General features: G+C 41.8%; 10 protein-coding genes. 5 read left to right on the forward strand and 5 right to left on the reverse strand.

The window, feature by feature from the left end:
* The first annotated feature begins 11 nt into the window (after positions 1-11).
* On the forward strand, positions 12-2,315 hold the full coding sequence (gene bglX, locus KTO63_RS12435) for a beta-glucosidase BglX (RefSeq protein WP_217791614.1): 2,304 nt from the start codon (positions 12-14) through the stop codon (positions 2,313-2,315).
* 33 nt (positions 2,316-2,348) lie between these two features.
* A complete protein-coding gene (gene bglX / locus KTO63_RS12440) occupies positions 2,349-4,592 on the forward strand; it encodes a beta-glucosidase BglX (RefSeq protein WP_217791615.1) in 2,244 nt (747 codons plus the stop codon).
* Between the two features lie 82 nt (positions 4,593-4,674).
* On the opposite strand, the gene uvrC is transcribed toward bglX (KTO63_RS12440), so the two are convergent.
* The 4 genes from uvrC to KTO63_RS12460 form a co-directional block, all read right to left on the reverse strand.
* Positions 4,675-6,477, reverse strand: coding sequence for an excinuclease ABC subunit UvrC (uvrC, locus tag KTO63_RS12445; protein WP_217791616.1), 1,803 nt, complete (start codon positions 6,475-6,477; stop codon positions 4,675-4,677).
* A gap of 284 nt (positions 6,478-6,761) precedes the next feature.
* On the reverse strand, positions 6,762-7,361 hold the full coding sequence (locus KTO63_RS12450; RefSeq protein WP_217791617.1) for a hypothetical protein: 600 nt from the start codon (positions 7,359-7,361) through the stop codon (positions 6,762-6,764).
* 112 nt (positions 7,362-7,473) lie between these two features.
* Positions 7,474-8,925 carry a hypothetical protein gene (locus KTO63_RS12455; protein WP_217791618.1) on the reverse strand — a complete coding sequence of 484 codons (1,452 nt, stop codon included), beginning with the start codon at positions 8,923-8,925 and terminating at the stop codon, positions 7,474-7,476.
* A gap of 36 nt (positions 8,926-8,961) precedes the next feature.
* Positions 8,962-9,540: an RNA polymerase sigma factor gene (locus KTO63_RS12460; RefSeq protein WP_217791619.1), complete on the reverse strand. Its 579-nt coding sequence runs from the start codon at positions 9,538-9,540 to the stop codon at positions 8,962-8,964.
* 356 nt (positions 9,541-9,896) lie between these two features.
* Between KTO63_RS12460 and KTO63_RS12465 the strand changes: the two genes are divergently transcribed.
* Positions 9,897-12,284 (forward strand): ABC transporter permease, encoded by a 2,388-nt coding sequence (locus tag KTO63_RS12465; protein ID WP_217791620.1) that lies wholly within the window; start codon positions 9,897-9,899, stop codon positions 12,282-12,284.
* 130 nt (positions 12,285-12,414) lie between these two features.
* Here KTO63_RS12465 and gpmI read toward each other — a convergent pair whose 3' ends face one another.
* Positions 12,415-13,944 carry a 2,3-bisphosphoglycerate-independent phosphoglycerate mutase gene (gene gpmI, locus KTO63_RS12470; protein WP_217791621.1) on the reverse strand — a complete coding sequence of 510 codons (1,530 nt, stop codon included), beginning with the start codon at positions 13,942-13,944 and terminating at the stop codon, positions 12,415-12,417.
* Between the two features lie 294 nt (positions 13,945-14,238).
* Here gpmI and KTO63_RS12475 point away from each other — a divergent pair, with 294 nt between their 5' ends.
* Positions 14,239-14,634: a DUF4783 domain-containing protein gene (locus KTO63_RS12475; protein ID WP_217791622.1), complete on the forward strand. Its 396-nt coding sequence runs from the start codon at positions 14,239-14,241 to the stop codon at positions 14,632-14,634.
* Positions 14,635-14,841: 207 nt separating this feature from the next.
* Positions 14,842-15,702, forward strand: a complete 861-nt coding sequence (gene nadC / locus KTO63_RS12480) for a carboxylating nicotinate-nucleotide diphosphorylase (protein WP_217791623.1) — start codon at positions 14,842-14,844, stop codon at positions 15,700-15,702.
* Positions 15,703-15,801: the final 99 nt, after the last annotated feature.

Raw genomic sequence — 15,801 nt, forward strand, 5'->3', positions numbered from 1 at the left:
AATAAAATACTATGGGTAAAAGAACAGTTGCATTCCTTGTGGCAGCTGCTTTGGCAACTTCTTCGTTTGCACAAACAAAGGGAACCGTTGCTAAAACAGCAGTTACAGGCCAATCGAAAATGGATGTATTTGTAAGCAATCTCATGAAGCAAATGACGCTTGATGAAAAGATCGGTCAGTTAAATCTTGTAACTCCCGGTGGCGCTGTAACAGGGGCTGTGGTGAGCAGTGATGTTGATAATAAGATTAAAAGCGGACAGGTGGGAGGAATGTTCGGTATTACCGGCGCCGACAAAATTCGCAAGGCACAGGAAATTGCAGTCAATAATTCCCGATTGAAAATCCCAATGATTTTTGGGCTGGATGTAATACACGGCCATAAAACCATCTTTCCTATTCCATTGGGTCTTTCATGCTCATGGGATATGCCGATGATACAACAAAGCGCACAAATAGCAGCAAAAGAAGCGACAGCCGACGGCCTCGCGTGGGTGTTTTCACCAATGGTTGATATTTGCCGCGATCCACGCTGGGGAAGAATTGCAGAGTGTTCCGGAGAAGATCCTTACCTCGGTTCACAGATTGCGACAGCTATGGTAAAAGGTTACCAGGGCGATGATCTTTCTAAGAACAATACAGTGATGGCTTGCGTAAAACACTATGCTCTATATGGCGCAGCAGAAGCGGGTCGCGATTATAACACAACCGATATGAGCCGTGTACAAATGTTCCAAAACTACTTTCCTCCATACAAAGCCGCCGTGGATGCAGGAGTGGGTAGTGTAATGAGTGCCTTTAATGAAGTTGACGCAGTCCCTTCTACCGTTAACAAATGGCTGCTTACAGATGTATTGCGCGATCAGTGGAAATTCAAAGGAATGGTAGTTACAGACTATACTTCTATTAATGAAATGATAGATCACGGCATGGGTAACCTGCAGCAAGTATCTGCAAAGGCATTGAATGCAGGCGTTGACATGGATATGGTGGGCGAAGGTTTCCTGACTACACTTAAAAAATCTTTAAGTGAAGGCAAAGTATCACTCAAACAAATTGATGCTGCCTGTAAAAGAATTTTAGAAGCAAAATATAAATTGGGGCTGTTTGACGATCCATATCGTTATTGTGACGCTAACCGGGCCGGCGATATTTTTAATGCGTCTAACAGAGCATCGGCGCGTGATTTTGCAACACGGTCGGCAGTCTTGTTAAAGAATGCAAACCAGACTTTACCATTAAAAAAATCTGGAACTATAGCACTAGTAGGGCCTCTTGCAGATAGCCACATGAATATGCTTGGAACATGGAGCGTTTCGGGCGACTTTGTAAACACTGTAACGGTGTTGCAGGGATTGCAAAATGTTGGTGGCAGCAATATAAAGATCATTCATGCAAAAGGAGCGAATATTTCTGATGATACAGCGTTCGCAAAAAAGGTGAACGCCTTTATGAATGAGATAGACATTGATAAACGTTCGCCGCAGGAAATGATTGACGAAGCCATAAACGCTGCAAACAAATCTGATGTAGTCGTAGCGGTATTAGGCGAGTCCGCAAACATGTCTGGAGAATCTTCCAGCTTGTCTAATATTGATTTGCAGCCAAGCCAGAAAAAATTGCTTGATGCACTGAAAAAAACAGGCAAGCCAGTAGTGCTGGTGCTTATGAATGGAAGGCCAATGACAATAGAAGAAGAAACGAAAAAGGCAGATGCCATTCTGGATGTTTGGTTCAGCGGAACCGAAGCCGGTAATGCAATTGCTGATCTTTTATTTGGAGACAAAGTTCCATCGGGAAAATTGACAGCATCATTTCCTGTAAATGTTGGTCAGATCCCTGTTTATTACAATCATAAAAATACCGGACGTCCATATGTAAAAGGCGGTCCCACAAAGTTCAAATCCAACTATCTTGATATTCCAAATGAACCGTTGTTTGAATTCGGTTATGGACTAAGCTATTCAACTTTCTCGTACAGTTCTGTAAAACTATCTGCCGGCACCATGACGAAAGCCGGAACCATTAAGGCATCTGTAACCCTCACCAACACTGGTAACTATGATGGTGAAGAAGTGGTGCAGCTGTATATAAGAGATATCGTTGGGTCTGTAACAAGACCGTTAAAAGAGTTAAAAGGTTTTCAAAAAGTATTTTTAAAAAAGGGTGAAAGCAAAGAAATTTCCTTTACGATCACTGCTGATATGCTGGCATTCTACGACTCGAATTTGAAATATGCGTCGGAGCCAGGTGACTTTAAAGTGTTTATTGGTGGAAGCTCTGCAACAATGAATGAAGCAGGTTTTGAGTTGAGATAAACCGTCTGGGTGTGCAATGAAAAAAAATATAAAATGAAAAAACTACTATCAATACTTCTCACTTGCGCCATTACGGTTTCCGGTGTGGCACAAACAACCAACGCAAAAATGGATGGGTTCATCAAACAGCTGTTAAGCAAGATGACGTTGGATGAAAAAATAGGACAGCTCAATCTGCAAGGTGGTTGGGATGATGCCAACGAGAGCAGTAAGGCCGCTTATATGCAGAAAGTAAAGAGTGGGGAAATAGGCGGTTCGTTTAACATTCCTAATCCTGAAAAGAATGCAAGAGCACTGCAGGACATCGCGATGCAAAGTCGTTTAAAAATTCCCGTGCTCGTTGGTGGAGATGTGGTACAGGGCTACAAAACTATTTTCCCCATTCCTTTAGCAGAAACAATGAGTTGGGATATAGAAGGAATGCAGCGTTCAACGGCCATCACAGCCAATGAAGCAAGTTCACAGGGCATAGCATGGACGTTTGCGCCAATGATAGATATCAGTCGTGATCCACGATGGGGAAGAGTTTCAGAAGGCGTCGGAGAAGATCCCTATCTGGGAAGTTTGATTGCCGCAGCAAGAGTTAAAGGTTTCCAGGGAACTGATTATCTGAAAAATCAAAACATGATGGCGTGCATGAAACACTTTGCCATGTACGGTGCACCAGAAGCCGGAAAAGACTATACAGGCATGGATATGAGCAAGCGCATCATGTATGATGTCTACCTGAAAACCTATAAGGCTGCCGTAGATGCTGGTGTCGGTTCTGTTATGTCTTCCTTTAATGATGTGCAAGGTGTGCCATCCTCCGGCAATAAATGGCTGCTCACCGATTTGTTACGCAAGCAGTGGGGCTTTAAAGGAATGGTCATTTCAGACTATACATCCATAGAAGAAATGAAGAATCATGGCGTTGCTGCAACAGACGCTGAAGCTGCGGCGCTAAGCATGAATGCAGGAATGGACATGGACATGATCAGTGAATTTTTTCAGAAGAATTTAAAACAATTGGTGCAGTCTGGAAAAGTGAATGAAAAGGAACTAGATCGTGCCGCATACAATGTACTTGCGGCGAAGTATAAGTTAGGCCTATTTGAAAACCCTTACCGCTACTCCGATACGCAACGTGCGGCAAAAGATATTTTGTCAGAAGAACATTTGCAACATGCATTGAAAATAGCGCAGGAGTCAATTGTTTTACTGAAGAACAATAATCATCTTTTACCATTGAAACAAACAGGAACTGTGGCATTGATAGGGCCATTTGCAAAAACAGAAGATGTTCAAAACATAGGTGCAACAAACGCATCCCGATCGCCGAATATTTACGAAGAACTTACCAGCCAACTAAAAGGCAAAGCAACCGTGCTGTACGCAAAAGGTGCAAATATTTCTGAGAATGACATGTTGATGGAAAGAATCTATCAGCAGAAAGATGTGCGCAGCGCTGAAGCATTAAAAGAAGAAGCTATTAACATTGCAAAGCAGGCAGATGTGATCATTGCTGTAATGGGTGAGCATGGAGGCATGACGGGTGAAGCAGCAAGCATGGCGGATATTCAGCTACAGGAGAATCAACGTGACTTATTGATGGAGCTGAAGAAGTTAAACAAGCCAATTGTGTTGGTCGTGAAAAACGGTCGTCCTTTAATTATTGATTGGGAAAATGAAAATATGGATGCAATTATCGATTGCTGGTATTTAGGCACCAAGGAAGCAGAAGCAGTGGTAAACACGTTGCTCGGAAAATTCAATCCCTCAGGAAAACTTACCATGACCTTTCCGCGAAATGCAGGACAAATTCCTGTTTACTATGCACACAATAATTCGAGCCGTCCTGAGCAGGATGGAAATAAATACACTTCCAAATACCTCGATGTTTCCAGCACACCACTGTTTCCTTTTGGTTACGGATTGAGTTATACTTCGTTCGAATATTCTGCCATAACATTATCCGCTACAACTTTAGACAGCAAAGGAAAAATAACAGCCAGTGTTACTGTTAAAAACAACGGCACATACGATGGAGACGAAATCGTTCAATTGTATATTCAGGATGTTGTTGGTAGTATTAAACGACCGGTAAAAGAATTGAAAGGATTTAAGAAGATATCACTTAAAACAGGAGCGTCACAAACCGTCACGTTTACGATTACCGAAGAAATGCTTCGTTTTTATAATAACGAATTGCAGTTTAAATCAGAACCGGGAAAATTCAATGTGTTCATCGGCACCGATTCGAATACTAAAAATGTTGCTGAATTTGAATTGAAGTGATTTTTTCGTAGAGACAAGGCATCGCCTTGTCTCTGTTCCACCCAAATTCAGATACATACAAAGACAAGGCAATGCCTTGTCTCTACCCGTTAAAATGCTGCCACACAATTTCCGCCTTTGATTTTCCTACCTCGGCGATTAATTCTTCTTTCGTAAGCGTTTTAATTTTGTTGACAGAACGGAATGTCTTCAATAATCTATCAGCAGTGGATTTGCCGATGCCTTCAATGGTTTCCAATTCATTCTTAAATGTGCCTTTGCTTCTTTTGTTTCTGTGAAACGTAATACCAAAACGGTGCACCTCATCACGAATGCGACGAATCAGTTTCAGGCTTTCGCTATTGTAAGGTAGTTTGAGAGATTCACTGTCTCCCGGAAAAAATAGTTCCTCTTCATTTTTTGCCAATCCTACAAGTGTCATTCGGCCGATCAGACCAAGTTCTTCAATGGCTTGCATAGCATAACCCAGCTGCCCTTTACCGCCGTCGATGATGACAAGCTGAGGCAAGTCTTGGTTTTCATCCAGCAAGCGTTTATATCGTCTGTAAACAACTTCTTTCATCGTAGCGAAGTCGTTAATGCCTTCAACCGTTTTCACATTAAAGTGGCGATAATCTTTTTTACTTGGAATGCCATCTTTAAAACAAACCATCGCAGACACCGGATAACTTCCCTGGAAGTTCGAGTTATCAAAACATTCAATATGCACCGGCGCCTCCGTAAGCGAAAGATCTTCCTGCAGTTGATATAGCACCTGCTTCTTTTCAAAATCCGATTTCCCTTCCAGTTGAAGAATTTTCTTTTTCTTCAATTCTTCTTTAAAATAGTTCACGTTCTTTTCGGAAAGCTCCAGCAGTTTCTTTTTATCTCCGCCTTTAGGCACAATTATTTCAACAGTGTCATCAGGATATTCAATTTCAAAGGGAACAATAATTTCATGTGCCATGCTATTGAACGTAGAACGAAGTTGTGCAATGGCAAACTGCAACACCTCCTGTTCTGGTTCTTCCAAATGCGTTTCCAGTTGAATAGTGTTGGTTTGAACCACTGTGCCATTTTGTATCATCAGGTAGTTTACATAGGCAAGATCACCGTCTTTCAAAATGCTGAAAACATCCATGGTGCCAAGGTGCCTGCTCACAATCACAGACTTCGCCTGGTAGCTTTCAAGATGCTCAATTTTTTTGCGCATCATTTCTGCTTTCTCAAAAGCCATGTTTTCCGCATGCGTCTTCATTTGCTGCCTGAATTGCTGCAGAATAGGACCAAGATTTCCTTTAAGAATATTTTCGATCTGCAGCAGTCCTGCATTGTAATCCTCCAGCGATTGCAAGCCTTCGCACGGCCCTTTGCAATTGCCTAAATGATATTCCAGGCACACTTTGAATTTGCCGCGTTTAATATTTGTGTCTGTAAGATTGAGTTTGCATGTACGCAGTGGAATATTTTGCTTGATGAATTCAATCAACTCACGCACTTTGCCAACAGAAGTAAATGGACCGAGATATTTTGAGCCATCATTTAATTTTCTTCTTGTGAGAAATATTCTTGAAAACGGCTCTCTTTTAATAACAATGAAAGGATAGCTTTTATCATCCTTCAGGTTGATATTGTATTTCGGCTGGAACTGTTTGATCAGCGAGTTTTCGAGCAGGAAGGCATCCTGCTCAGAATCAACAATGGTAAACTCAATCTTTGCGATGCGCTGAACAAGCTCGTGTGTTTTATAGTTGACAAAGGTTTTGGAAAAATAAGAGCTTACGCGTTTGCGAAGACTTTTTGCCTTGCCAACATATACCAGTTCATCTTTATTGTCGAAGTATTTGTAAATACCCGGATTGGTGGGAATTGTATGTGCTATCTGCTGAAACTCGCTCGCTGTCATAATATATCAAATGCTATGCAAATATCGTTTTTTTACCACTAAGGCACTCAGGACACAAGGTTCACTAAGGGTTTTTTTAACCACAGAGGCAACGAAGATTTTTTTCACAGAGGAAAGGAGATTTGTTGAACATTCTCCTACTTCCTACGCCCTCGTAAGCAGCTATCATTATCAACGCGTCGCCTCTTTTTCCTTTGTGAAAAAAACTCCTTAACTCCGTGGTAAGAAACTTAGTGAGGCTTTGTGTCCTGAGTGCCTAAGTGGTAAACTCAGAAGCGAAGCTTCTACTCTCCGCTCCACGAAACCTTCACAATCTTTGTAACCTCAACTCCATTCTTAGGTTGGGTGGTTGTTATGATCTGGCAGTTCTTATCGGCGCGCCAGAATAGTTTTTGTGAAAAAGAAGTATCTCCTTTTTCAAAGAATTTTTCAAGGTAGATGGTGCGAACTTTATCGCTTTGAACAGGGTCCGGTTTTATCAAAACGTCAAGGCGCTGTATTTCCAGAGAAGGGTTTTTTGTAGTGTAGGTAAACGTAACACTGGGAATGGACTGATCTGCAAAGGCAGTTTCTTTATAGTCTTTCTTTATGCCGGCATCGCTTATATCTGGCGTATAAAACTCAGCTGCGATCTTACTAAACTCTTCTTGTTTGATAGAAGACGGAACTGAATCTTTTCCAACAATGGATGTTTTCATAATGGGCAATTGCATTGAATCTACCATATGCACCTGGCTTTTGATATAGTCAGCCACCGGAAAAAAATCAACATTAGGATTTGCAGTATCGATCGCAGTTCCCTGGTTAGCCCCAGTCTTCGTAGTTTGATTGTTATTGCACGCAGCCAGCAGGATCAGGAAAATAGAATATTGTAAATACTTCATGGGAGTAAAAATAACTGAATAACCGAATAATTGAATAACTGAGTGGCCGATAGTTTTAATGCAAAATCGAAACTGAACTACTCAGTCATTCAGTTATTCAGTTATTCAGTTATTATTTCAGTGTCTTTATTATTCCAAACTTAATACTGTACTCCATCAGGTACTCATGAATTGGATATCTGTCTGAATAAGTAGATTTTAACTGATAGCGGAATTGTGGCCCCAGTTGGAATTTCAGACCGTTGGCACCAGTGTAGGAAACATATGTTTCAAGATTTGCGGCGTAGTTGAAACGACGCACCAGCGAATGTTCTTTTACGTAGTTATTGTAATCGTTGGAAAGTAAATAAGTGCTATGGGCCATTACATAGAATGGCTGGAACGTACCGGCAGCATTCAGTTGCAGGCGATGATCACCAATAATCTTCACATCAATTCCCACAGGCATAGACAGTTGGAAATATCTGTTCTGCAAAATTTCCTGGGAATAACCGTTCATGTTTCTAATGGAAGTAAACGCCCTGATGGTGTCATTAATATTTCCCGGTGTGGTTAAAGCAATGGTTGCTTTTTCACGTGAATAGGTGTATGCACTCACGTTGTAACCGTTCATATTCAACTGCAATCCAGCTTTAATTGAAATGTTTTTTGTAACAGGAAACAGCAATGCAGAACCCGCTTCCAAACCAATGGTGGGTGAGTGGTTCACAAATTTGTTTACGTCAAGATGGTTGGATGCCAATGGCAAATCCTGACTGGACGTGGACTTTGAGGTCGGGTCTTCCAGTTTTCTGAAGCTGATGGTTGGTGAAAAATAGTATTGCAATTGCAAATGCTTCTGCTCCTCAATTTTAGGAATCTTCACACTTGCATATGAAACAGGTATTGTAATAGCGGTTGAAGATTTCTTAGGCTCTGCAACAGCAATAATTGGTTTCGCAGCAACTGCAGGTGCCGCCGGTTTGTTACTGGCTACCGGTTTAACAGTGGTGGCGTTCATCACTACGTTTGCATCAGTATTGTCATTGATAAATACTTTGCCCACTTCATTTTCAGGAATTGCTACATACTTGGCAGCAATGGCATTTAACGGCGGCAAGTCACTGAACCTTGTGCTGAAAGAAGAAGTGATGCGTTGCGCGATCGGCAATTTATCCGCAATCACTTTTGGCAAAAAAGAATTTGCTACATAATTGTAACCATTCAACCACTTGTATATATTGATATTATTGGAATAAATGGGCTGGTTAAAAATGTGGACAGTGCTTTTGTTCTGTGTAAGGTTCAGGCCAGCCCTTATTTGTTGTAAGAAGTCATTTGCGGCAATTTCGTCGTTTTTAATAATAGAACCAGACAGTTCATTTTTATCAGATTGGACACGCAAAATCTGATCGCCCGTAAACAGGAACAATAAGAACAGTGCCGCCACGATCAGTCCGCTTTTCGTTGGGTGAAGAGTTTTATTGATTTTCTTCCACACCATCTCCGACGGGTATAATCTGTGTTGGTCAGCCTTGCTTTTTAAAAACTGCTCAAATTCGTCTGTATAAAAGTCTCTGTCCATTTCTACAAGCAATTTGGGGTACAAATCAAAACTGCTTTATTTGGCAAAAAGTGCCAGCAGCCTTGTTTTTTGTTTTGGTTTTTGTATAATGCTCTTTTTAACGAGAACGTCTTCCAGCATCTGCCGCGCACGTGTATATTGCGAGCGGCTCGTACTTTCTTCTATATCCAGCATATCAGCAATTTCTTTATGGGTATAGCCCTCAACAGCGTACAGATTCAGCACCGTTCGATAACCGATCGGCAGCAGCCTGATGCATTCAACCACTTGCTTGGCCTGGATCACAGAAGGAATATTTTCTTCACGTATTTCAATACCACTAGCGTAGGTAATATCTACGCTATCGTTGAATTTTTTATTTTTCTTTAAATGATTAATACAGGTGTGTACAACAATGCGCCTTATCCAACCTTCAAAAGCGCCCTGGTTCCTGAATGTGTGCATTTGCGAAAACACCTTTATAAAGCCTTCCTGAAGCATGTCTTCTGCGTCTTCCCGGTTGTGGCCATACCGGTAACAAACCGCAAGCATCTTGGGGCTATACCTGTTGTATAACTCCTTTTGCGCAGAAGCATTGTTTTGTAAACAGCCTTGGAAAATTGCATCTTCAGTCATGGTGTATATTGCTCTTCTAATATAGACATTTTTTTTCAAACATAATATGGGGGGAACTAAGCTTTTTGGAAGGGAATTTTGTTAACGGGGAGTTGTTAGTGGTTGGCTCTTAGTTGTTAGGCTTTATATGCCCTCAGGCAGTTCTGACAACTAACAACCGGCAACTAACAACTTTCCAAGTATCGAAACCATACAATAATCGTATCAAAACCGGACACCGGAATAAGCTGTGAGGCTGTTAACTGTCTATTTACCAGACGATTGTAACAGGGCATATTTTTGGCCATGTATATATCCTGTTTCATTGTAACCATATTCTCAAAAAATCGTCCTACAACTTAAATCAGAAGAATTTTATGCTTAAAAACTATTTTAAACTGGCATGGCGAAATCTGGTTAAAAGTAAAGTGTACTCGCTAATTAATGTGCTGGGCCTGGCCACCGGAATGGCGGTTGCCATGCTGATCGCACTATGGATATGGGATGAACTAACGTTTGACCAATATCATTCCAACCACAAGGAGCTTGCCCAGATAATGACCACGTATATCGATAACGACGGTAAAATGGCAACCGGGCCGGCAGTTTGCCTGCCAATAGGTAATGAATTACGAACCAAGTACGGTAGCGACTTCAAAAATATTTCCATGGCATCCTGGAACTTCGATCACATACTGGTGGTGGGAGATAAAAAGATCACTTCGAGAGGAATGTGGGTTGAAGGAAGTTTTCCCAATATGTTTTCATTGAGGTTATTGAAAGGAAATATAAATGCCTTGGAAGATCCTTCCACGATTCTGCTCAGTGCTTCCACCGCAACGACGCTTTTTGGAGATGCCGATCCGATCAACAAAATGCTGCGACTTGACAACAAGGATAATTATAAAGTGGCCGGCGTCTTCGAAGATTTTCCGCGCAATACAAGTTTAAATGATGTAAAGCTTTTTCTGCCGTGGAAAAAATATATAACAACAGAAGATTGGATAAAGCGTGCAAACACACAATGGAACAACCACTCATGGCAGGTGTATGTGCAGGTGGCGAATAAAATTGACATGGACAAGGAGACACAAAAGATCAAGAACATTGTGATGGACCATAAAGTGGCAGCTACCGACGGCAGAGAGCAGGCTGTGCTATTTCCCATGGACAAATGGAGGCTGTACAGCGAATTTAAAGATGGCAAAGCTGCCGGAGGTAAAATACAGTTTATCTGGTTGTTTGCAGTGATTGGTGTTTTTGTGTTGCTGCTGGCTTGTATCAATTTCATGAATCTTTCCACAGCAAGAAGCGAGAAAAGAGCAAAAGAAGTGGGCATTCGCAAAACGGTAGGTTCTGTTCGCGGACAGCTGATAGGCCAGTTTTTGGCAGAGTCGGTTTTGGTTGCCTTTGTGTCGCTGTTATTTTCACTTATTCTCGCTGCAGTGCTAATGCCGCTATTCAACAGGCTTGCAGAAAAAAGTATTTTTTTGCCCTTGGGCAATCCCATCTTTTGGTTACTGATAATTCTGTTCACCTTAATTACCGGATTGGTTTCCGGAAGCTATCCTGCATTTTATCTTTCCAAATTTGAGCCCATCAAAGTATTGAAAGGAACATTCCGTGTGGGAAGGTTTGCATCATTGCCACGCAAGGTGCTGGTAGTTGTGCAATTCACTTTCTCCATAGCATTGATCATTGGAACCATCATTATTTTCAAACAGATTCAATACGCAAAGAACAGGCCTGTAAACTACAGGAGCGAAGGCCTTATCACCATCAATATGTCCACCCCCGATTTGTATGGCCACTACGACGCTATACGCAGCGATCTGCTGGCTACCAATGTTGTGGACAACATGGCTGAATCATCAAGCCCCACAACGGATGTATGGTCGAATCAGATAGGGTTCAACTGGCAGGGAAAGGATCCTAACACATTGCCGGCTTTTGGCACCATTGCCGTAACCGAAGATTTTGGAAATACCATTGGCTGGAAAGTCAAGGAAGGCCGCGATTTTTCTAAAGAATTTGCTACCGATAGTTTGGCTATGGTACTAAATGAAGCCGCTGTAAAACTGGTAGATATGAAACGCGACATTGTGGGAGAAACAATAAAATTCAACGACAAAAATTATACGGTGATAGGCGTGGTAAAAGATATGATCATGGAATCGCCTTACACGCCGGTAAAACCAACCGTATTCTTTTTTGATCGCAACTGGGCAAACGTGATTACAATCGCCATAAAACAAACGGTGCCCGTTCGTGATGCGCTGAATAAAATTGAAGCTGTGTTCAAGAAATACAACCCCTCTTCACCGTTCGCTTATAAATTTAATGACGAGGAATACACGAAAAAATTCGCTGACGAACAGCGCATAGGAAAACTCGCAGTATTCTTTACCATACTGGCCATCTTCATTTCATGCCTTGGTCTGTTTGGCCTCGCTTCGTTTGTGGCAGAACAACGTAAAAAGGAAATTGGCGTGCGCAAAGTGCTCGGCGCATCAGTATTTAATTTGTGGCAATTGTTGTCCAAAGAATTTGCATTGCTCGTCGTGATTTCCTGTGTCATTGCAATTCCGTTGGCATGGTATTATTTAAACAGCTGGTTACAACGTTTTGACTACAGAACCAACATTCCATTCTGGATCATTGTTGCTTCAGGAACTGGCGCGTTGGCCATAACCCTTATCACTGTCAGCTTCCAGGCAATTAAAGCTGCAATTGCAAATCCGGTGAAGAGTTTGAGAACGGAGTAGAGAGTAATTAATAATTAATAATTAAGAATTAATAGGTGTAGCAGCGAAATAGAAAATAAGTTGCTCGATGCTTAAATAATAAAACAGGGCAGCATTCTTGAGTGAATGCTGCCCTGTTAATTATTAATTATTAATTATTAATTAAAATATCTCCCGTCATTTCCTTTGGAATTTCCAATCCCATAAACTTAAGCATCGTAGGCGCAATATCTCCCAGTTTACCTGGTTTAACAGTGCCTTTCCAGTCGTTGGAAATAATGAACAATGGAACAGGGTTCAGCGTATGTGCTGTGTTTGGAGAACCATCAGCATTGATCAGGTAATCAGAGTTGCCATGATCTGCCGTAAGGAAAACAACATAGTCACTTTTCAGCGCAGCGGTTACAACTTTTTCCACGCATTTGTCAACAGTTTCCACTGCTTTGATCGCAGCTTCCCATACACCCGTATGGCCCACCATGTCGGCGTTTGCAAAATTCAATACGATAAAGTCAGCAGATTTTTTTTCGATTTCAGGAACCAATGCATCCGTAAGATCATTCGCACTCATCTCCGGCTGCAGGTCGTAAGTAGCTACTTTAGGAGATGGCTTCATGATACGGGTTTCTCCTTCAAAAGGAACCTCGCGGCCACCGCTAAAGAAGAACGTAACGTGCGGATATTTCTCAGTTTCGGCTATACGAATTTGTTTCAATCCGTTTTGCGCAATCACATCACCGATCGTATTATTCAGGTTATCGTTTTCGAAAACAACATTTACGTTTTTGAAGGTCTTGTCGTATTCCGTCATTGTTGTGTAGTGCAGGTTCAAATGTTTCATGCCCTGTTCCGGGATATCCATTTGCGTTAGTACCTCTGTAATTTCGCGGCAACGGTCCGTACGGAAGTTGAAGCAAATTACCACGTCGTCGTTTTTAATGGTAGCCAAAGGCTGCTGAGCAGAATCAAGAACAACTGTTGGTTTGATAAACTCATCTGTAATATTATGAGCATACGCATTTTCAACAGCTGCGATTGCGTCAGTCGCTTTTTCGCCAACGCCGTTCACCAGCGCATCGTAAGCAAGTTTTACTCTTTCCCAGCGTTTGTCGCGGTCCATGGCATAATAACGGCCACTAACACTTGCAATTTTACCGGTAGAAGTATTCAGGTGCTCCTGAAGCTCTGTGATGAAACCCAATCCGCTTTTTGGATCGGTATCACGGCCATCAGTAAACGCATGTATGAAAACATTTGTTAAACCTTCCGTTTGGCACATCGTAGTCAGCGCTTTCAGGTGATTGATGTGTGAATGCACACCACCATCACTTACAAGGCCAATGAGGTGGAGCGGCTTGTTATTTTGTTTCGCAAACTTGATGGCGCTTAGCAGCATCTCGTTTTTATAAAACTCTCCGCCGCGGATAGCCAGGTTAATGCGCTGAAGTTCCTGGTTTACAATGCGTCCCGCACCAAGGTTAAGGTGACCTACCTCACTGTTGCCCATTTGGCCATCGGGCAAACCCACCAGCTCGCCGCACGTAGTTAAGGTAGTGTTCGGGTATTTAGTATATAAAGAAGAGACAAAGGGCGTTTTTGCATGCTGAATCGCATCGCTGGAAGGAACCTGTCCCAGTCCCCAGCCGTCCATAATGATTAGAATTGCTCGTTTTTTTTCCATAAATGTTGAAGCTGTTTTATAAATATTTTTCTGAAATCCGTTGACAATGGTTGACCATAAACAATTACACCACGACTATTTCATATAAAATAATACAGGGTAGTTACTTGCCGGGCCATAAAATTTGCAAAACAATCGTGGCTTTCTTAAATGAAACCGCGTAAAAATGCGTTATCAATCGAAAGGGCGGATAAAGTTATTGCATAAACATTAAATTGGCATGTTTTTGGGAGATTTTAGAAAACCGCGAAAAACTAAACCTGCTGACTGTAAAATTGAAACTCAATATTGTTTATGAAACTTTCTATTATTGGACTGTTGCTGACTGTTTTTTTGGTGGTAAACCGAGATCCCAAGCCCGAAGTGGCAGAAATGGACTCCATTGTTACCGCCCTTAAATACGGCGACGCAGGTATGCTCTCACGGTTTTTCGACTCCAGAATTGACATTGAATTGCCAGATAAAAGTGATAATTTTAGTAGGGTACAGGCACAAATGATCCTCAAAGATTTTTTTACAAATAACGTCGTACAGGATTTTGAGATCAAACACAAAGGCGAAAAAAGCGGCTCTCAATATTGCATCGGTATCTTAATGACCAAAAGCGGCAAATACCGGACAACCTTATTCATGAAACAAAAAGGTGATAAACAACTTCTACAGGAAATAAGTTTCCAGTTTACAGAATAAACAATTTATCCCTTGAAGCTGATGGGGTCATGAGATTTTAATCCATGGCCCTTTTTAGTGCAATTAATAATTAATAATTAAAAATTAAGAGGGCGACATTTGTTATGAAATGCCGATTTTTTGTTTCAAAAAAGGGAGCTTGCTACAGACATGTAATGCAACACCTATTAATTATTAATTATTAATTGCCTCTCCTACCTTTGCTCCATGTTAACTACCGAACAGCAATTACAACATCTCATAGACGAGGCTTTAAAAGAAGATATTGGCGATGGTGATCATTCCACACTCAGTTGCATTCCTGCCAACGTAAAGGGTCATGCGGTTTTGAAGATCAAAGAAGATGGCATACTGGCCGGAATGAAAGTGGCAGAAGCCGTTTTTAATCACATGCAGCCCGGCATTGAGTTCACTGCATTTAAAAAGGATGGTGATGCAATGACCAACGGCGAAACGGCTTTTGAAGTTGAGGCCAATGTGCAAACCATTTTGCAATGTGAACGTGTGGTGCTTAACTGCATGCAGCGCATGAGCGGTATTGCAACGCTTACCCACCAATACGTAGAAAAACTGAAGGGCTATAAAACAAAAGTGCTGGACACCCGCAAAACAACACCCAACTTCAGGGTGCTTGAGAAAGAAGCCGTGGCAATTGGCGGCGGCGTAAACCATAGAATGGGTCTGTATGACATGATCATGCTGAAGGATAATCACATCGATTACTGCGGCGGACTTGAAAAGGCGATTGAAAAAGCTCACGCATATGTACAGGAGAAATTCCCCCAGCTAAAAATAGAAGTGGAAACCCGCTCGCTCGATGACGTAAAAAGAGTTGTGGCCTTTGCAAAAGGCAAAGTATTCAGAATAATGCTCGACAATTTTACTCCCGCACAGATTGTGGAAGCAATGAAAATAATCGACGGTCAATTCGAAACTGAAGCCAGCGGGGGCATTAATTTAGATACCATTACAAGCTATGCTGAAACCGGCGTAGACTATGTAAGTGTAGGCGGATTGATTCACCAGGCGAGAAGCCTGGACTTGAGTTTGAAGGCAAAGCTGGCGTGAGCGTGAATGGTCAATGGTGAATCGTGAATTAGGTTACGAGAGTGTTTTTGTTCACGTTTCACCATTCACGATTCACGAGATGCAAAACCGGTAATCGAT

Source organism: Pinibacter aurantiacus, from assembly GCF_019130065.1.
Taxonomy (GTDB): domain Bacteria; phylum Bacteroidota; class Bacteroidia; order Chitinophagales; family Chitinophagaceae; genus Pinibacter; species Pinibacter aurantiacus.

What these genes read in the sequence shown, in the direction of transcription:
- bglX (WP_217791614.1), top strand. Translation starts at nt 12, where the DNA reads ATGGGTAAAAGAACAGTTGCATTCCTTGTGGCAGCTGCTTTGGCAACT.
- bglX (WP_217791615.1), top strand. Translation starts at nt 2,349, where the DNA reads ATGAAAAAACTACTATCAATACTTCTCACTTGCGCCATTACGGTTTCC.
- uvrC (WP_217791616.1), bottom strand. Translation starts at nt 6,477, where the DNA reads ATGACAGCGAGCGAGTTTCAGCAGATAGCACATACAATTCCCACCAAT.
- KTO63_RS12450 (WP_217791617.1), bottom strand. Translation starts at nt 7,361, where the DNA reads ATGAAGTATTTACAATATTCTATTTTCCTGATCCTGCTGGCTGCGTGC.
- KTO63_RS12455 (WP_217791618.1), bottom strand. Translation starts at nt 8,925, where the DNA reads ATGGACAGAGACTTTTATACAGACGAATTTGAGCAGTTTTTAAAAAGC.
- KTO63_RS12460 (WP_217791619.1), bottom strand. Translation starts at nt 9,540, where the DNA reads ATGACTGAAGATGCAATTTTCCAAGGCTGTTTACAAAACAATGCTTCT.
- KTO63_RS12465 (WP_217791620.1), top strand. Translation starts at nt 9,897, where the DNA reads ATGCTTAAAAACTATTTTAAACTGGCATGGCGAAATCTGGTTAAAAGT.
- gpmI (WP_217791621.1), bottom strand. Translation starts at nt 13,944, where the DNA reads ATGGAAAAAAAACGAGCAATTCTAATCATTATGGACGGCTGGGGACTG.
- KTO63_RS12475 (WP_217791622.1), top strand. Translation starts at nt 14,239, where the DNA reads ATGAAACTTTCTATTATTGGACTGTTGCTGACTGTTTTTTTGGTGGTA.
- nadC (WP_217791623.1), top strand. Translation starts at nt 14,842, where the DNA reads ATGTTAACTACCGAACAGCAATTACAACATCTCATAGACGAGGCTTTA.